Origin of the sequence: Mesorhizobium sp. NPDC059054 (assembly GCF_042739215.1) — a bacterium.
Taxonomy (GTDB): domain Bacteria; phylum Pseudomonadota; class Alphaproteobacteria; order Rhizobiales; family Rhizobiaceae; genus Mesorhizobium.
This window is the reverse complement of record NZ_JBHYHV010000006.1, coordinates 184430-201692: the sequence shown is the minus strand read 5'-3', so window position 1 is coordinate 201692 and position 17263 is coordinate 184430. Positions and strand designations below refer to the sequence as shown.

Here is a 17263-nt window from a genome sequence, read left to right as displayed (position 1 = left end):
ACGGAAACGCGGAGATGCTCTACTCGGCGGGAACGCGAAGCGTCTTCAAAAGCGTCGCCAATTCCGGCTCGTCGATCAATGTGGCAGCATCCTCCGCCTTGAGCCATGCCCGCTGGCGCGTGCGTGCCTCCGGCCAGTTCACGAGTTCTTCACTGACGGTAAGCAGATAGACGGTGACGTTGACACGCGCGAAATTGGTTTCCAGTCGTTTCCAATAGGAATAGCTGCCGGCCGGCTGCTTCAACGTCTTGCCGACCACGCCTGCTTCTTCCCTGGCTTCGATGGTAGCGGCCTTGCGGCCACTCTTGCCGGACATCGGCCAGCCCTTGGGGACGATGAAGCGTTGCGTCTGACGCGATGTCACCAGCATGACTTCGATTCCGCCATCCGCTCCCTTGCGAAAAGGGATAGCGGCGACTTGCCGGATGGTCTTGCCCTTTTTCGCTTGCTCGACCGCCTGCTTTTTCGGCAATGGCTTAGCAACCGACGGCTTGACGACGGTCGGGGCGGCAGAGTTGTTTTTCTTGGGAGCGATTTCGCGCCCGTTCTTTTTCTTGGTTGCCGCCATGATTCCCATCTCACCCGCCTGGCGGTTCAGGCGCGCTTTCAAACTAGCATAAATATCACTCGCGAGCGGGTGCTCGGCTGCTCAAATCACAGTATGGATTTTTTATAGACGGCTAAGCAAATAAAATGTTGTTCTGTCAGCGACAGCCACCCACTGCACTACCGCCACGGGCTGAAGATTGGCAAGGTTGCCTGACCGCTGGCGCTGCCGGTTGCGGTGGCGTAACGACCTGTCGGTCTATCTCGCGGTAGATCTGCTGCTGCTGCTGGAACTGCTGGCGCTGAAGCTGATTGCGCAGCGCCTGAAGGTCGGCTTGGCCGATGGAATTGGCGCGCGGCTGCACCTGAGCCAACTGCATTTCACCTACGGCAAAAGCCGTGGTGCCAGGCACGGTGAAAACCGTGCCGAGAAAAACCGCAATGATGAGGTGGCGCGCCATCATTCGTCGCTCCGATTTATGCGAGGGCTATAATCGCATATATAGTGCACGCGGTAGATGGGTCCAGGGAGACGCTCAGAAGTGATCTACGGCTCGACCGGCAATTATGAAAAATGATTGGGGCGCCAAGGCGCCCCAATCATTCGCTTTGGAAAGTTTGAACCCGATTTCGGGTACTTAGCAGCCCAACTTATGGGGCGGTGGCGCCGGCCAGCTTGTTGGCAATTGTGTTGAACTTGGCGTTGATCGTGTTGCCGAGGAAGCCGGCGCCGGTAACGATCGCCAGCGCGATCAGAGCAGCGATCAGGCCGTATTCGATGGCGGTCGCGCCCGATTCATCCTTGAAGAAGCGCGAAAGAAGATTGGTCATGGTGGTACCCTTTGCCCGGTTGTGACGTTTGACGGTCTCTTTGCGAACCGTGGCCCATTCTGTGCGGCTTCGATTGCGGACCGGTTAAGCCAAATGGTAAACAAAGTGTAGATCAGGCGTTTGCTTAACAAAGACACAACTCAAGCCAGAAGAACTTTAGATAAATATTGCGAATTATTTGATATCGAAATCGAACCGACGCCGGAGCTTTGAAAAAACAGGAACACGGAGGCCGGTTTTTGCCTGTGCAATCCCATGGAACGAGGGTTGCCGCCAGCACCTGCTGCCCGGCGGAGATTGGCGTCACAACAGGTTCATTTAGCCGAAATAGGGTCTCGTTGAATTTTGCTGCACTGCAAAAGGAGCGGGACGATGGTGGATTTAACCTCGAGTGAAATAGGCATTCCGCGGCCCGAGCATCCGCTCGAAGGGCCAAGCATGGCCGGCCGATGGTTCATGCCGGTCTTCCTGGCGATCGTGATTGGCGGGCTGATCTATGTCGGTTACGCGCTGAGCCAGGATCTGACCAGCGCTGTGGCCGTTCCCTGGATCCTGCTTGGTCTTGCGCTGTTGATCGCGCTCGGCTTCGAATTCGTCAACGGCTTTCACGATACCGCCAATGCGGTGGCGACCGTGATCTACACGCACTCCATGCCTGCCGAACTCGCCGTCATGTGGTCGGGTTTCTTCAACTTTCTCGGTGTGCTCACGGCTAGCGGCGCGGTGGCCTTCGGCATCATTTCGCTGCTGCCGGTGGAACTCATCCTGCAAGTCGGTTCCAGTGCGGGTCTCGCCATGGTGTTCTCGCTGCTGACGGCCGCGATCATCTGGAACCTCGGAACCTGGTATCTCGGCCTGCCGTCTTCTTCCTCGCACACGCTGATCGGCTCGATCGTCGGCGTCGGTCTCGCCAACCAGTTCCTGGCGCCGGCCGGCAGCGCCACGAGCGGTGTCGACTGGTCGAAAGCGACGGAGGTCGGCATGTCGCTGCTGATCTCGCCGCTGTTCGGCTTCGGCATGGCGGCATTGCTGCTTCTGGCGATGAAGCTGCTCGTCCGCAACGAGGCGCTTTACGAGGCCCCGAAAGGCAATACGCCGCCGCCCCTGTGGATCCGCGCACTGCTGATCTTCACCTGCACGGGCGTGTCTTTCGCGCACGGTTCCAATGACGGTCAAAAGGGCATGGGTCTGATCATGCTGATCCTGATCGGCGTTGTCCCGACCGCGTTTGCCCTGAACCGCACGCCGGACGTCAACTATCTGGAAGCTTACAAGACCGCCGCCGCGCAGGTTGACACCGTGCTCGGAAAATATGTGAAGCCGGATGTAACCGTCACCGACGCCAAGGCCGTCGTGAGCGAGGCGGTGCGCACCAAGACTTGGACCGATCAGACCACACCGGCGCTGCAGACCTTTATCCATCAGACCAACGCGCTGGTGTCGCCCTATCCATCGGTCGAGAAACTGCCGATCGAACTGGTCAGCAACGCCCGCAATGATATCTATCTCATTGGCGAGGCGTTGAAGCTGATCGACAAGAAGAAGCTGCTGCCGATGGAGGCCGACGACCTCAAGGTGGTCACCGGCTATCACAAGGCCGTCGACAACGCGACCAAGTTCATCCCGCTCTGGGTCAAGATCGCGATTGCGCTGGCGCTCGGGCTCGGCACGATGGTCGGTTGGAAACGTATCGTCGTCACCGTGGGTGAAAAGATCGGCAAGACGCACCTGACCTATGGCCAGGGTGCTTCCGCCGAACTCGTTGCCATGGGCACGATCGGTGCCGCCGACATGCTGGGGCTGCCCGTCTCGACCACCCATGTTCTGTCGTCGGGCGTTGCCGGTACGATGGCTGCGAACGGCTCAGGCCTGCAATGGTCGACGGTGCGCAACATGCTGCTCGCCTGGGTATTGACCCTGCCAGCTTCCATCGCGCTGGCCTTCGGCCTGTTCGTGTTGATGCGCGCGGTGTTCTAGCGTCTCGTCAAGCGAGGCTGGCGCGGCGAAGCCGTGCCAGCCTCTTTCGTGGTTTTGTCGCATGATCCTTGTCCGGAAAGGTTTTCCGGGATCGTGCTCCGTCCAATCAAGGCTCCGTGCCGTCGATGAATGAAGCGCCGCGTTTCAGCCTTCCGGGCAGTGAAAGCACCGATCAGACGCCAGGCCTGATCTTTGCCTATCGCGCACTGCCCGGTCAGCCAGCGACCGTCCTGGCGCAGAAGGACATCGAAACCGCCCTTGCCGCCGACGAAGGATGGGTCTGGCTGCACGTCGATCTGGTCGATCAGCGTGCGCATGGTTGGGTGGGGCATGCCTGTCGGCTGCCTCACGCATCGCGTGCCATCCTGGAAGGGCATGACAGTCTGGTGCTTGGCCATGAAGATGGAGTGGTGCATGGCGTGTCGGCCGACATGCACAAGGATATCGAGCGGCGTTCGAGCACGATCGGACGGTTGCATTTCGCGGTTACCGAACGCCTGCTGGTGACCGGGCGTCGGCATTCGCTGGAGGGGGTCGACCAACTGCGCCGAGCGCTAGGCGATGGGTTGAGGTTGCCCACGGCCTTTGATCTGTTCGAGGCAATCGTCGGCGCCTTCTGCAAGAATACCGGCCTCAGGCTCGCGGAAGCAGCGCGACAGCTCGATGAAGTGGAAGACAATCTGGTCACGGAGAGGTTGAGCGACGAGCGGCGGCGGCTCAAGGAAGTGCGCCGGTTGGCGGTTTCGTTGCACAGGCCGGTTTCCGGCATGGTCGCACTGTTCGAAGACGAGGACCGCGAAGAATGGCAGCTTTCCACGGTCGCTCATACGGTGTTGCAGCGCCTGTCGACACGGCTCGAGCGGCTCGACCGCGAGATCGTTATGATCAACGATCGCGCCAGGCTGCTGCAGGAGGAAATGGCAGCTGAACTCGCCGACGAATCCAACCGCAGCCTGAAAGCCATGGCTGTGATGAGCGCGCTGCTCCTGCCCGGTACGCTCGTGGTGGGTGTCTTCGGCATGAATACCGGCGGCTTGCCGTTCACACACGGCGATGGCGGTTTCTGGTGGGCGGTCGCGCTGGGTGTTGGCGCGACAGCGCTGTTTTATTGGCTGCTGCGCCGCGCCGGCATCAGTGTGCGTTTCTGAACCTGGAGCGTTTCCGTTTTTCACGAAAACGCGGAAACGCTGTAACTCTTTGTTCTTACGCAATTCCGGACGGAAAACCGTTACACACTTTTCCTGGAATTGCTCTGGTCTCAGGATTGCTTTGGGTCAGGTCGGGTCTTCGCGATGCAGGTCGTGGATGGCCACGCCCTCCGTATTCGTCGGCGGGGTCAACCACTGATGGTGCCGCAGCGTGCGCTGTGTATCTTCGAGCCCTGTGTCCCAATGTTCGCGCATCGAGGTGCCGGAGAATTCATAATCCTTGGCGTGCCCCTCATAGCCCTTGTGCTGGTAGATGAGGTGGATGATGTTGACCACGCCGGCATCGGAATAGTCGGCAATCAGCCGCTCTTCCTCGGGCGAGCGCATCTCTGAAGGCACGCGTTTGAGGGCATCCAGGAGCTGCATCTTCAGATCATGGATGCGTTTGAAGTTGTCCGTGTTCTGGCGCGTACGGCTCGAATACATGATGTCCTTGTGGCGCGACAGCACGTCGGCCATGCCGCGAGGCAGCACACCCCGGGCGCTGAACAGGTCGACCTGGAAAACCAGCGAGCTGCGGTCCTCTTCCTGGTCGAGCAGATATTGCAGCGGCGTGTTGGAGACGATGCCGCCGTCCCAATAATACTCGCCTTCGATGCGGATGGCCGGAAAAGCCGGGGGCAGGGCGCCGGAAGCCATGATGTGTTCCGGTCCGATACGGACCTTGTCGGTGTCGAAATAGACGAAATTGCCGGTGCGCACGTTGACGGCGCCGACACTGAGGCGTTTGCGGCCATCGTTGAGCACGTCGAAATCGATCACCTGCTCGAGCGTGTCTTTCAATTCCGCCGTGTCGTAGAAGCTGGTCGCGCCTTCCGCACCCACCTGCTCCAACCATGGGTTGGGGAAGCGCGGCTTGAAGAAGCCAGGCTGTCCCATCGTCATCGTCATCCACGAACTGGTGCGGTTGCGGATGTCGCGATAGATGTCGCCTTCCGGCGTATAGGCCCAGATCTTGCGACCGGAAATCGTCTGCCAGAACTGTTCCAGCCTTTGCAGGCGGCGGCTCGGTTCATTGCCGGCGATGATCGAAGCGTTGATGGCGCCAATCGAAACCCCGGAAAGCCAGGTGGGTTCACAACCGGCATCGGACAGGGCCTGATAGACGCCGGCCTGGTAGGCGCCGAGCGCACCGCCGCCCTGAAGTACGAGCGCGACGCGGTCGTATTGCGATGCGATCTCCTGGATGGTGGCGATGTTCGCCTTCGTTCTGTTGCGGTCCAGCACGGTCAACTCCGGCACATGATTAAGAAAGGTCAGCGTGCGCCGGCGAGATAGTCGTGGACGACTTCGCCGAGGCCGAGGGTGAGGTCGGCGGTGAAATGCAAAGCCGAAACGACTTCGAGCACCGGAAGGCGAGCCACGTCGGCCATGACATGCGGGCGCAGGTCAAGCGCGGCGGGAGCGGTCCAGGCTTCCTTAAGTGTGATGTCGGTGAGGTGATAACGCACGAGCTCGCAGATGCGCGGCGTGCCGTCGACATGCGGAATGATCTTGATGAGGAAGTTGGGTGCGGTCAGCGCGGCCATCACCTGTTCGCGGTCGGCTTCGCGGTGCTTGTAGCCCATCGTGCCAGTGGCGCAGAGCACCGAACCATAGTGCAACGTGCCGACGACAACTTCGCCTTCGTTGACGATTTTGGGATTGGCCAGCTTCTTGGGAAAGCCCCATAATTCGCGCCCTCCGGCGATTGGAGCGTCGTCATCCAGATACATGGAATGGACATAGACGCCACGTTCGCCGTTGAAGCGCACGGGGATGACCTGGCCGCTTTCGGTGTAGTCGCCGAAGCCGGTCGAGTCCGGCATGCGGATGAATTCGTATTTCACCAGCGGCTCGCCATCGATTTCCAGCGGCGCCGGCACCACCGCTTCCAGCGCCTCGCGCGTGGTGCGGTAGGTGATGATGACATATTCGCGGTCGAAGAAACGATAAGGCCCGGGCGGGAAGGAGGGGTTGGTCAGCGGCATGGCGTAGGCGCGCTTCACGACGTCGGCGATTTCCAAGTTGTCACCTCGGGATTGACGGATGTCACATCAGAAACAACGCATGTCATGTTGCATGGCAGCATGACGGGTTTGTGTCGGGTCGATGAACGATTCCAGTCGTTTGTCGGTTCCAGAATGAAATCGACACATGTTTGTGATGGAAACTTGCTGCAATGCACCTAGTTAGAATGTCACTCCAACTGCCAGCCGAGAGATCACCATGGGTTCCCTGACTTCAAAGAATGCGCTCGTCACCGGCTCTACCAGCGGCATTGGCCTTGCCATTGCCCGAGCCTTTGCTGCCGAAGGCGCCAATGTCACCATCAACGGACTTGGAGACCCTGCTGAAATCGAGAAGGAGCGTGTGGCGATCGAAGCGGATTTCGGCGTCCAGTGCCGCTATTCCGGCGCCAATATGCTGAAGGGTGAAGAAGTCACCGCCATGGTGCAGGAGGCCGAGAAAGCCTTTGGAAGCCTCGATATTTTGGTCAACAATGCCGGTATCCAGTATGTCGCGCCGATCGAGGAATTCCCCGACGACAAGTGGGAGGCGATCATCCGCATCAACCTGCTGGCAGCGTTCTACGCGATCAAGGCAGCACTGCCGGGTATGAAGGCGCGCAAGTGGGGTCGGATCATCAACACCGCTTCCGCGCACGCGCTGGTCGCGTCGCCCTTCAAATCGGCCTATGTCTCGGCCAAGCATGGCATAGCTGGCCTTACCAAGACGGTGGCGCTCGAAGCCGCGCAGGACGGCGTGACCGTCAACGCGATCGCGCCGGGCTATGTGTGGACGCCGCTGGTCGAGAAGCAGATCCCCGACACGATGAAGGCGCGCAACATGACCGAAGAGCAGGTCAAGCATGACGTTCTGCTGGCAGCGCAGCCGACCAAGGAATTCGTGACGGTGGAAGAGATCGCGGCGCTTTCGGTGTTCCTCTGCTCGGACGCCGCCAGGCAGATCACTGGCACGACGCTGCCGGTCGACGGCGGCTGGACGGCGCAATAGCCGTAACTTGAACCATCCGCCGGCACAGGCTGTGCGCTTGTGCCGGCGGATTCCGATCAACCCCGGTCCGTGAGCAACGGCATTATGGCCTCATTGATCCATTGCCACTCGTTACCGGGTTTCTGGTTCGGCTCCTCGCCGCGTAGAACGGCAAGCAGTTCCTGGTAGCGTGCTGAACGAGCATGGTGCTTGCGGTATTGGCCCAGATGCCAGTCAAGGAATGCGCGATCAGGCTTTCGGCGCATCGCCTTCGCTGATTTTTCCAGCCATTCACGGGCGATGGCCGCACCGGTAGGAGAGACCGGATCCTGGCCTTCATCGATCGCGGCCCTGACCTTGGCCAGGATCGAATGCGCTGCATCCGCGTAGGCTTCCGGGTCGAATTCACCGTTCCACATCGTGGTTGTGTCGGCTTGCATTTCCGCGAGGAAGCTCCCGTCGGTGATCATGGCGGTGATCTCGTTCCAGGCGTCGATCTGGAGCGCTGTCGGGTGGTCCGGCAATTCCGGCATGGAGGCGTCGATCATCTGGCGTTTCCAGTCTTCGCTCATGTCGGCGTGCACGGCTACTTTGTCGTAGAAGCGCTCCATCTCGGTTCGCATTTGCGTCTGGGACAGAATTGTCATTGTCCAAAGTCTCCTCAAGTCGGTTTCGGTCGGCTGGTCGATCTTGAGCGTGGTGCGCAACACGGTGGCGATCCGGCGGCGAGAGGTGATTTCGGCCTCCAATGTTTCTAGCCGCATTGCCAGGACCTCTTTCAGCGAAAGACGTCGGGACAGGATCTTGCGGATGGCGGCGAGGCTTATGCCTGCCTCGCGCAAAGCCCGGATCAAGTCGAGACGGGCGACGTCAGCATCGGAGTAGACCCGGTAATTGCTGAAGGTCCGGGTTGTCGGCGGCAGTAAACCTTTATCCGAATAGAAACGGATCCGCCGCACCGAGATACCACTTAGCCGCGAAAGGTCGCCGATCGTGTGCATTTTCTCGCTCATGGAACCGTCCTACCGTCTCCACCAAGTGGAGGGTCAAGCGCGCTTGCGCGGCTTATGGGCGGAATCTTCGACCGTCCTGATAGCGTCTCTCGCGCCTGAAAGAAAAACCGCCGGCATGGCCGGCGGCCTGTTTCGTCGATTTCCGAGTTGTCAGGCGGAAAGCAGAGCGTTCAGGCGATCCCAACTCTCGGTGGCTCCAGACTCGGCGCCCGACTGCACCATGCCGTCACGCGCTTCGATGGACTGGAACACGGATTGCGCGACGATCCTGGTCCTGCCGCCGACGTCCTCGAAGGTGACGGTCTCGAGCAGAACATGGCCCGGCATGCCTTCGAATTCGAAGGTGCGCACCATGCGGGAAGGGACTGTGATTTCATGGTGGACACCATGGAAGCCGTATTCGTTGCCGGCCTTGTCGCGCTGCACGAAACGCCAGACGCCGCCTTGCCTTGCTTCAAATTTATCAACCGTCGTCGTCAGCCAACTCGGGCCCCACCAGTTCGGGATCTCCTTGGGATCGGTGTAGACGGCGAAGACCTGTTCGCGTGGCGTATCGAACGTTCGCGTCATGACGATCTCGTATTTGCCGGTTTCGGCCGTAAAAGTGGTCTTGGACATGATGACTGCTCCATTTCGTAACAAAACGACGAGTTGCGTTGAGCGGTGCGGCTAATTCTTGCTGGCTTTACTCGCTGCTTCGATATCGCTCAGAAAGGCGTCGAGCCGGTCGAAGCTCTCCTCCCAATGGGTTCGGTAATTCCAAACCCATTCGGCAACCTCCTTCAGCGCCTTGGCTTCGAGATGGCAGTGCCGTCGTTGTGCTTCGCGGGTCTGGGAAACCAGCGACGCCTCCTGCAGCACCTTGAGGTGCTTCGATATGGTTGGAAGGCGCAGGTCGAATGGCTCCGCCAACTCATTGACGGTGGCATCGCCTTTAACCAGTCGCATCAGGATGGCGCGCCGGGTCGGGTCGGCAAGCGCATGAAAGGTGAGGCTGAGCTGGTCCATTATTTTTCCGATTGGCTAATTAGATGATCGGTAAAATAATAAAGGGGCCGCGCTTGTCAAGCCAATGGCTGAGGCCAGCAAACCGCCGTGTCGTCGACGGCAACCCGATGGGCTTCGGCCTCGTCGCGCGCCGGTAAGGTTAACAATTGGTTTCCAAGCAGAAACGCCGCAAACGTGATGTATGGGGTGGCGGGTGACAGGAGCCGCATTCGGGAAATGACCTTGGGGGTGCAGGTGGCATCGTATTTGGAGGCAATCTCGGATATTGAACCGCGTATGTTGAAGCCTCTGGCAAAAGACATTGTCGTCGACGCGCATAGCGGCCGCATAGAAGGCGCAAGCCTGCATGAGGCCGTGGCCTTGCGGGCATTGCGGCTGGCCATGCGGGTACTGCTGCCGCTGCGCCAGTTCGGCTTTTCGTATGTGGCGCGCGCCGTTCGTGCCTTGCTGCCAAGCAAGCGGCCGATGGTCTTTACGTTGACGTCCGGCGCATCGATGCGTGTTCCTTATTGCGACCCTTATTGGTCGATCTTGCTGTTGCCCGGTTATTCGTATGAGCGCTCGATGCTGACCCTGCTCGATGCGGTACGCGATGTCGGCTACGGCTTCATCGACGGCGGGGCGAACTACGGTTACTGGTCAATTCTGGCGAGTGGCCCGCAGGCCGGCAGCAAGCCCACGGTGGCGATCGAGGCCGCCGCCGATACTTTCCGTGTGCTGGAAGACAATCGCTTGCTCAATGGTGGCCGCTATACGGCATTGAACCGGGCAATTGGTGCGATGAGTGGCGAACATGTGCGCATTTTCGGCGCAAAGCATGAAGCGCGCACCATCGTCGATCCCGCCGACGGTTCGCCCCCCATTCTCGAATGCGACACGATCAGCGTCGACGATCTCGCTGCATTGCCGCTGTTTGCCGGGCTCGACAAATTCATCGTCAAACTTGATGTCGAGGGTGTGGAGATAGCCGCGTTTTCCGGCGCAACGAGATTGCTCGGCGGCGATACCGTGTTTGTCTACGAGGATCATGGTTCAGATCTCGATCATGCCACCACGCGTCATGCGCTGGATATGCTGAAGCTGCGCGTTTTCTGGCTGGGGCATGGCCGGCACCGCGAAATCACGGCGCCGGAGCAACTGGCGGATATCAAGAAATCACGGCGTTTCGGCTACGATTTCATTGCTACGCGCAGCCCATTCTGGATCGAACGGCTGGAAAGGCTGATCGCTGAATAGGGGCGGGCAGACGCTGCCTGGCCCGGCAACGGTTCATTCCAGACCTTTGGCTCGATTCCACGCTTTCGACCACATTTTCAAAGCCTTCTGATCGAGCGCCTTCGGCAGATGAAAGCGTTTCTGCGCTTCGTCCGACGGATAGAGGTCTGGATCAGCGCGCAGCTTTTCGTCGAGCATCGCGAGTGCCGCCTTGTTCGCCGTCGAAAAGCCGGTGTCCCTGGCAGCCGACGCGGCAATGTCCGGCCGCATCACGAAATCGATGAAGGCATGCGCGGCTTCCGGGTGCGGCGCGTCACTCGGCACCGCCAACACGTCGGCCCACATCAAATTGCCTTCCTTGGACAGCCGATAGGTGATCGAGAAAGGCCGTTTCGCTTCTTTGGCCCGAATGTCGGCGATGTGCATATCGCCGGAGAAGCCAAGCGCCACGCAGGCATCGCCCTCGGCGAGATCGTTGATGTAGCTGGAGCTGTGGAATTTGCGCACATAGGGACGGATCTTGGCAACGACGTCCACCGCCTTCTGCAATTCGTCCGGATCGGTGGTATCCGGATCGAGGCCGAGATAGATCAGCGCAAGACCCAAAACCTGTTCGGCATCGTCGAGCATGGTGACGCCGCAAGGGGCGAACTTGCCGACGATTTCCGGGTCGAAAAGCATGCGCAGCGAGTCGACCGGCGCGTCGGGCATGATGGCTTTGATCTTGTCGACGTTGTAGCCGACGCCGGTCGTTCCCCACATCCAGGGCACGCCGTGCGCGCCGCCCTTGTCGATCTCGTCGACACGCGCGACCACAGCCGGATCGAGGTTGCCCAGATTGGAAAGCTTGCTCTTGTCGAGCGTTGCCCAGACGCCCACGGGCAGTTCGCGTTGCAGGTGCGGTGACAGGTTGATGGTGATGGCGTCGTAACCGGAACCACCGGTGAGGATCTTGGTCTCGACCATGTCGTTGGAATCGAACAGGTCGTAAGTGACTTTGATGCCGGTCTCCTTCTCGAATTTGGCGATGGTGTCCGGTCCGAAATAGGATTCCCAGGAATAGAGGTGCAGCACCTTTTCCTCGGCGAGAGCCGAGGTCGCAAAAAGGCATGCCGCGGCAAGCGCGAGCCAATGTTTCATCATTTCCTCCCTTGGAGCAATTCCAGGAAAATTGCGTAGCGGTTTTCCGTCCGGAATTGCGTGAAAACAAAGAGTTAGAGCGTTTCCGCGTTTTCAGCTGCCGCCTTCAGGGCATGCGCTAGGCCGCCTCCTTGGCGAGCAGGCGCTCCGGTGTCGGTTCCAGAAGCGCGCCGTAGAGATCGGGACGTCGGTCGCGGAACACGCCCCAGCTGCGCCGGGCCGCGGCGATCTCGTCAAGGTCGAGAGCAGCCGTGATCACGCTGTCGGAGACACGGTCGGCTTCGGCGAGCTTGGCGCCGGTATGGTCCGTGATGAAGGACGAGCCGTAGAACACCACTTCGCTTGTTTCACTCCTTTCCACGCCGATCCGATTGGCGGCAATGACCGGAGTGAGGTTGGCACCGGCATGGCCCTGCATGACGCGCTGCCAATGGTCCCTCGAATCCCAGCCGGGATAGGAAGGCTCCGAGCCGATGGCGGTCGGGTAGATCAGCACCTCGGCGCCCATCAACACCATGGCGCGGGCTGCTTCGGGGAACCACTGGTCCCAGCACACGCCTGCGCCGATCTTACCGGCAGCGGTTTCGAAGACCCTGAAGCCGGTATCGCCATCGGTGAAGTAGAGCTTTTCCGAATAGCCGGGGCTGTTTGGAATGTGGCTCTTTCGGTAGTGGCCGAGCACCTTGCCGTCGGCGTCGATCATCACCAGCGTGTTGAACAATCCTGAACCGTCGCGCTCGAACAGGGATACCGGCAGGACGGTACCTGTCTCGCGTGCCAGCGCCGCCATGCGGGCAACAGTCGGATGACCTTCAAGCGGGCGGGCGCGGACATTGTGGCGTCTGTCCTCATCCATGCAGAAATAGACGCCTTCGAACAGTTCCTGCAGCACGACGAGCTGGGCGCCGCGTCGGGAGGCTTCGCGGACCTGATATTCGAGCTTGTCGAGATTGGCTTCGACCTCGTCGGTGCAGGAAATCTGGACAGCAGCGGCAATCAACTGGCGCATGGTTCACCTCACAAAGGTTGTTGTTGGGTGACGCAGTGGATGCCGCCACCATTCTCGTAGATGCGGTCCATATCGAGCTGGACGATGCGACGGTCCGGGTGCAGCCGCCCAAGCGTTTCCCTGGCCAGAGCATCGGCTTTCTTGTCACCGAACTGCGGCGTATAGAGCGCGCCGTTGCCGACATAATAATTCGCATAGCTGGTCAGGAAATCGTCGCTTTTGGAACGCGCGTTCGTGGCGGAAGGAACGGAGACCACCTCGAATTTGCGTCCGCGTGCGTCCTTGGCTTTGGCCAGGATGGCAAGCGCTTCTTCGTGTGCCCGGCCCCATTCGGACGTATCGCCCGGCCAACTGCTGGCGATAAGCAGGCCTGGTTTCACGAAGCGGATGGAGCCGTCGACATGACCGTCGGTGATGTCTCTGCCGCGGACGCCTGGAATCCAGATCACAGCCTCGACGCCGAGCGCGGCCCTGAGGTGTTGCTCGATCTCGGCGCGGCTCAGTCCGGGATTGCGGTTGTCGTTGACCCAGCAGCTCTCGGCGAGCAGCAAGGTGCCGTCGCCGTCATATTCGATGCCGCCGCCTTCGCCCCGAAGTGGAGAGACATGGCGAATGGCTCCGACATGTCTGGCGACATTGGAAGCGATGTCTGCATCGCGCGGATGCGCCTGCTTGTTGCCCCAGCCGTTGAAGCGGAAGTCGACCGCAGCCATCGCACCGTCTGCGGTGCGCACGAATACCGGCCCAGAATCGCGCATCCACATGTCGTCGGTTGCGATGTCGACGAGTTCGACATCTGGACCACAGAGCTCCGCCGCAATGGCGTGATGTTCTGCGGCCGCCGCCATGGCCACCGGCTCGTTCTCGGCGATCGCCGCCGCCAGCCGGCCCAGTGTCTCCTGGACGCTTTCGTAATATGCACCCGGCCCGCCATAAACGGCCGGCGTGCTCGGCCAGGCCATCCAGGTCCTGGCATGCGGTGCGGTCTCGGAAGGAACGGCCGCCTTCCAGTCATTCGCCTGTGCCGACTTGATCGAGATCTCAGACATGAGCGTCCATCCTGCCGCTGCCATGATAACGTGACGACGTGTCCATGATGTCCTCATTCGGCAGCCCGCTACCGCGGCTGTTCTTGCGTGATGCAATGGATGGCGCCGCCCGCCGGCACCACGGCTCCGACATCGACCGTGACGATGCGCCGATCCGGGAAGGCGCGCGCGACGGCCGCCTTGGCTTCCTCGCCCGAGGGCTGACCGAAGGTCGGCATGACCACGCCACCATTGGCGAGCGCGAAATTGATGTAGGAGCGTGCAAACACTTCGCTGGTCGCTTCGACATCGTAGGCTTCGGGGATGGGGATCACTTCGAAGCTGCGTCCCCGAGCGTCGGTCTGGCTGCGCAAGGCCGCAAGGTTGTCGGCAAGGACGCGTCCGTGCAGGTCCGATGGATCGGGATTGTATTCGAACATCACTGTGCCGGGGCGCACGAAGCAGCACATACCGTCGACATGGCCGTCCGTTTCGAGATCCAGCGGGTCGCCAGGCAGCCATACGACCTTTTCGAGGCCAAGCATGCGCAGGAGTTCTTTTTCCACCCATGCCTTCGACAAGCCGGGATTGCGGTTGGAATGGAGCAGGCTGGTTTCGGTCGCGATCAGCGTTCCTTCGCCGTCAGTCGTCAGCGAACCGCCTTCGCAATGGAGGAAGGAGCGCAGGGCGAGCGCGTTCTCCCTGTTGAGCAACCTCTCGGCAAGCGCGTTGTCCTGGTCATAGGGCTCGTGCTTGCGGCCCCAGGCGTTGAAACGCCACGACACCCCGGCGAGGCCGCCATCGGCGAGTTTGAGGAAGGTCGGACCGGAATCGCGAATCCAGCAATCGTCGATCGGGATCGCGACGACATCGATGCCGCTTCCAAGCATGGCCCGGGCGTCCCCGGCGTGATCAGGATGAGCCACCATGCTGACCGGCTCGAACTGTGCGATGGCGTGGGCGACGGCGGCATAGGCCTTCTGCATGGCAGGCAGAGCGGCGCCATACATGTCCTGGCGGTGAGGCCATGCCATCCATGTCTTCGCATGAGGCTCGAATTCGGCAGGTCGACGAAATTTCAACTGCTGCGCCGGCCACTCGATGGCATTCATCGAAAACTCTCCATTCATGTACAGTGCTCATTGTTAAGCCGAAGAACAGCCCATACAACTGAGAAGGATTCCTGTTGTCATTGAATGGAATTCATGAATGGCAAGGTTCCGGCATATTCCTCCGACGCAATTCCTGAAGGGGTTCGAGGCGGCCGCGCGGTTCGAAAGCTTCAGCCGTGCAGCCGAGGATCTGGGTCTCACCCAATCGGCCATCAGCCACCAGATGCGGCTGCTCGAAGGCCATATCGGTCAACCGTTGTTCCTGCGTATCGGCCGCGAGGTGCGGTTGACGGATGCGGGGCGCGACTATCAGCGCACCGTACGCCAGTGCCTGGAACTCATGGAGGAAGGCTATCGGCGTCTGGAACCCTATCGTAAGCCCGGCAGCGTCGTGATCTATGCGCCACGTGATTTCAGCCGACGCTGGTTGCTGCATCGCCTTCCTTCGCTGCAAGCCGCCGTGCCGGCCTGCGAACCCTGGCTCGACACCAGCGGGGCGGCGATCGATTTCCAGACGATGGAGATCGACCTGGCAATCATCCATGCCGAAGCGCCGCCCGAGGGATGCGAGAGCCTGCTGATCGCGAAAGATATCCTGTCGCCGGTCGCAACTGCGACGTTGGCGAGGGCTCTGGACAATCCCGCCGACCTGCTCGGTGTTCCTCTCATTCATGACGAGCGTCCCGTCGGTTGGGCCGATTGGCTGCGGAGTGCCGGCATCGAGGCGAATGGCAGCTGGCACGGAAGCAATTTCAGCGACAGCGATCTCGCGCTTGCCGCGGCTGAGCTCGGTCAGGGCGTGGCGCTGGGTAGCCTGCCGCTGGTCCAGGCGGCCATAGCGGCCCGGTCTCTCGTGCTCCCCTATGACCACACCCTTGAAACTGGCCGCGCGTGGTATGCCATATCCACGCAGGACCGGCTCAGGGATGCCGATGTTCAGGGGGCGTGGGATTGGTTGGGTGAGCAGAGCTAGTTTGGAACAGACCGACGTCCCATCGTCGAAAGGCAATCATACGGCCGCATATTGCCCAGGCCGAACGTCAGCGCCCTAATTCTCGCAGCCACTTCTCGAAAGTTGGCGTCGGCGACGGATCGGTTTGGATGGTGGGGGGCTGGGCGCTGCTGGCCGCTTTCCGGACTTCGCTAGGGCTCAGCCCGAATTCGTGTATGAACGCACGCGTGAAATTCGCCGCGACGTCAAAACCAGCCCCCTCGGCAATGTCCAATATGCGCTGGTTGTTGGTCGTATCGCTGAGCGCTGCATAGGCATCCTGCAGGCGCTTCCTGCGAATGTAGTTGAGAACGCCGCCGCTCGCCTCGAACAGTTGATAGAGGCGAGTGCGGGAAATACCCATGGCGCGCGAGATGCTGTCGGGATTGAGATTTGGTGCACCAAGGTTGCTGTGGATGTAGCGGTGTACCCGTTCCATTGCGCTCAATGTCAGTGGATTGACCCCGTTTCGGGCATTGGCCGCTGCATCCGTCACGCAGGTGACGAGCATGTCTCTTATCGTGTGCACGATCTTTGGCAGATCGTTGGCTACCAGCGCTGGCAGTCTTGTTTCGACGCTGCTGATATAATCGATCAAAAGCGTTGCGTAGTTGCCCGAGAGCACTGAATTGTTGGCCGCAACCAGCATGCCTGCCTGATCGCCGAAGAGATCGTATGGCATGTAGAGCAGGGTCACCTCGCTTTCCGTGGCCCGCCCGCGGTAGGGGTGGCCGAGAGAGCGGAAGGTGACTGTATCGGAACGGCTTTCCACGACATGACCATCGACCTCGGTCCAGGCATTTCCCTTGTGCGGGATGCCAATGTACCAATGGTCGATTGAGCTGGAGCGCAGCTTTTCCGCCGATCGCGCATAACGATATGCGGCAGTGCGCTGCTGCACGAGCAACATCTTGCCGAGGTTCCAGGCCGTATGTTCGGCCGTAAAACCTTCTTGCGGCGCCACGCCGTCGGGCAGACTGACCTCGACTATCGGCTCCAGATGCGAGCGCCAGATTGCGAACTGCTCTGCAGGTTCAAACGGTGCTGTTGAAAAACGCAGCGGCATCAGGGCCGGTGGCGTGGAAGAGGCCGCATTGTCCGTCTGATCAGGTTCACGAGGCCAGCGCCGTCGTTCCACACTAGGCTCCCGCGCAGGCGTGGGCGACACGTTCAACTTATCAGGCTGGTCCGAACGATCTCTCATTCAGA

General features: G+C 60.2%; 18 protein-coding genes. 6 read left to right on the top strand and 12 right to left on the bottom strand.

Going from position 1 to position 17263, the window contains the following annotated elements; translation table 11 throughout:
- Nucleotides 1–19: 19 nt before the first annotated feature.
- On the bottom strand, nucleotides 20–568 hold the full coding sequence (locus tag ACFWXH_RS24785) for an NUDIX hydrolase (protein ID WP_379123991.1): 549 nt from the start codon (nucleotides 566–568) through the stop codon (nucleotides 20–22).
- Nucleotides 569–755: 187 nt separating this feature from the next.
- Between ACFWXH_RS24785 and ACFWXH_RS24780 the strand changes: the two genes are divergently transcribed.
- Nucleotides 756–1040 (top strand): hypothetical protein, encoded by a 285-nt coding sequence (locus ACFWXH_RS24780; RefSeq protein WP_379123990.1) that lies wholly within the window; start codon nucleotides 756–758, stop codon nucleotides 1038–1040.
- Between the two features lie 157 nt (nucleotides 1041–1197).
- On the opposite strand, the gene ACFWXH_RS24775 is transcribed toward ACFWXH_RS24780, so the two are convergent.
- Complete coding sequence (locus ACFWXH_RS24775; protein ID WP_379123989.1) at nucleotides 1198–1377, bottom strand: Flp family type IVb pilin; 180 nt, start codon at nucleotides 1375–1377, stop codon at nucleotides 1198–1200.
- A 372-nt stretch (nucleotides 1378–1749) separates the two neighbouring features.
- Here ACFWXH_RS24775 and ACFWXH_RS24770 point away from each other — a divergent pair, with 372 nt between their 5' ends.
- Together ACFWXH_RS24770 and ACFWXH_RS24765 are read left to right on the top strand one after the other, a co-directional pair.
- Nucleotides 1750–3354: an inorganic phosphate transporter gene (locus ACFWXH_RS24770; RefSeq protein WP_379123988.1), complete on the top strand. Its 1605-nt coding sequence runs from the start codon at nucleotides 1750–1752 to the stop codon at nucleotides 3352–3354.
- A gap of 125 nt (nucleotides 3355–3479) precedes the next feature.
- A complete protein-coding gene (locus ACFWXH_RS24765) occupies nucleotides 3480–4502 on the top strand; it encodes a transporter (RefSeq protein ID WP_379123987.1) in 1023 nt (340 codons plus the stop codon).
- Nucleotides 4503–4628: 126 nt separating this feature from the next.
- Here the strand turns inward: ACFWXH_RS24765 and ACFWXH_RS24760 are convergent, their stop codons facing one another.
- On the bottom strand, nucleotides 4629–5789 hold the full coding sequence (locus ACFWXH_RS24760; protein WP_379123986.1) for a patatin-like phospholipase family protein: 1161 nt from the start codon (nucleotides 5787–5789) through the stop codon (nucleotides 4629–4631).
- Nucleotides 5790–5818: 29 nt separating this feature from the next.
- On the bottom strand, nucleotides 5819–6568 hold the full coding sequence (locus ACFWXH_RS24755; RefSeq protein ID WP_379123985.1) for an acetoacetate decarboxylase: 750 nt from the start codon (nucleotides 6566–6568) through the stop codon (nucleotides 5819–5821).
- Nucleotides 6569–6770: 202 nt separating this feature from the next.
- Between ACFWXH_RS24755 and ACFWXH_RS24750 the strand changes: the two genes are divergently transcribed.
- Complete coding sequence (locus ACFWXH_RS24750; RefSeq protein ID WP_379123984.1) at nucleotides 6771–7559, top strand: 3-hydroxybutyrate dehydrogenase; 789 nt, start codon at nucleotides 6771–6773, stop codon at nucleotides 7557–7559.
- Nucleotides 7560–7615: 56 nt separating this feature from the next.
- Here the strand turns inward: ACFWXH_RS24750 and ACFWXH_RS24745 are convergent, their stop codons facing one another.
- The 3 genes from ACFWXH_RS24745 to ACFWXH_RS24735 form a co-directional block, all read right to left on the bottom strand.
- Entirely contained in the window at nucleotides 7616–8551 is a 936-nt protein-coding gene (locus tag ACFWXH_RS24745) for a MerR family transcriptional regulator (protein WP_379123983.1), read from the bottom strand.
- A 150-nt stretch (nucleotides 8552–8701) separates the two neighbouring features.
- Nucleotides 8702–9169, bottom strand: a complete 468-nt coding sequence (locus tag ACFWXH_RS24740; RefSeq protein ID WP_379123982.1) for an SRPBCC family protein — start codon at nucleotides 9167–9169, stop codon at nucleotides 8702–8704.
- Between the two features lie 51 nt (nucleotides 9170–9220).
- Nucleotides 9221–9559 carry an ArsR/SmtB family transcription factor gene (locus tag ACFWXH_RS24735; protein WP_379123981.1) on the bottom strand — a complete coding sequence of 113 codons (339 nt, stop codon included), beginning with the start codon at nucleotides 9557–9559 and terminating at the stop codon, nucleotides 9221–9223.
- Between the two features lie 276 nt (nucleotides 9560–9835).
- Here ACFWXH_RS24735 and ACFWXH_RS24730 point away from each other — a divergent pair, with 276 nt between their 5' ends.
- Nucleotides 9836–10795, top strand: coding sequence for an FkbM family methyltransferase (locus ACFWXH_RS24730; RefSeq protein ID WP_379123980.1), 960 nt, complete (start codon nucleotides 9836–9838; stop codon nucleotides 10793–10795).
- A gap of 33 nt (nucleotides 10796–10828) precedes the next feature.
- Here the strand turns inward: ACFWXH_RS24730 and ACFWXH_RS24725 are convergent, their stop codons facing one another.
- The 4 genes from ACFWXH_RS24725 to ACFWXH_RS24710 all read right to left on the bottom strand — a co-directional run bounded on the left by ACFWXH_RS24725 (nucleotide 10829) and on the right by ACFWXH_RS24710 (nucleotide 15063).
- Nucleotides 10829–11914: an extracellular solute-binding protein gene (locus ACFWXH_RS24725; RefSeq protein WP_379123979.1), complete on the bottom strand. Its 1086-nt coding sequence runs from the start codon at nucleotides 11912–11914 to the stop codon at nucleotides 10829–10831.
- A gap of 118 nt (nucleotides 11915–12032) precedes the next feature.
- Nucleotides 12033–12923 carry an N-carbamoylputrescine amidase gene (gene aguB, locus ACFWXH_RS24720; protein ID WP_379123978.1) on the bottom strand — a complete coding sequence of 297 codons (891 nt, stop codon included), beginning with the start codon at nucleotides 12921–12923 and terminating at the stop codon, nucleotides 12033–12035.
- Between the two features lie 8 nt (nucleotides 12924–12931).
- The gene (locus ACFWXH_RS24715; protein WP_379123977.1) at nucleotides 12932–13972 is read right to left on the bottom strand and encodes an agmatine/peptidylarginine deiminase; all 1041 of its coding nucleotides are present in this window, start codon (nucleotides 13970–13972) and stop codon (nucleotides 12932–12934) included.
- 68 nt (nucleotides 13973–14040) lie between these two features.
- Complete coding sequence (locus ACFWXH_RS24710) at nucleotides 14041–15063, bottom strand: agmatine/peptidylarginine deiminase (protein WP_379123976.1); 1023 nt, start codon at nucleotides 15061–15063, stop codon at nucleotides 14041–14043.
- A gap of 97 nt (nucleotides 15064–15160) precedes the next feature.
- Between ACFWXH_RS24710 and ACFWXH_RS24705 the strand changes: the two genes are divergently transcribed.
- Nucleotides 15161–16036, top strand: a complete 876-nt coding sequence (locus ACFWXH_RS24705; RefSeq protein WP_379123975.1) for a LysR substrate-binding domain-containing protein — start codon at nucleotides 15161–15163, stop codon at nucleotides 16034–16036.
- Between the two features lie 67 nt (nucleotides 16037–16103).
- On the opposite strand, the gene ACFWXH_RS24700 is transcribed toward ACFWXH_RS24705, so the two are convergent.
- A complete protein-coding gene (locus ACFWXH_RS24700) occupies nucleotides 16104–17258 on the bottom strand; it encodes a helix-turn-helix domain-containing protein (RefSeq protein ID WP_379123974.1) in 1155 nt (384 codons plus the stop codon).
- Nucleotides 17259–17263 lie beyond the last annotated feature (5 nt).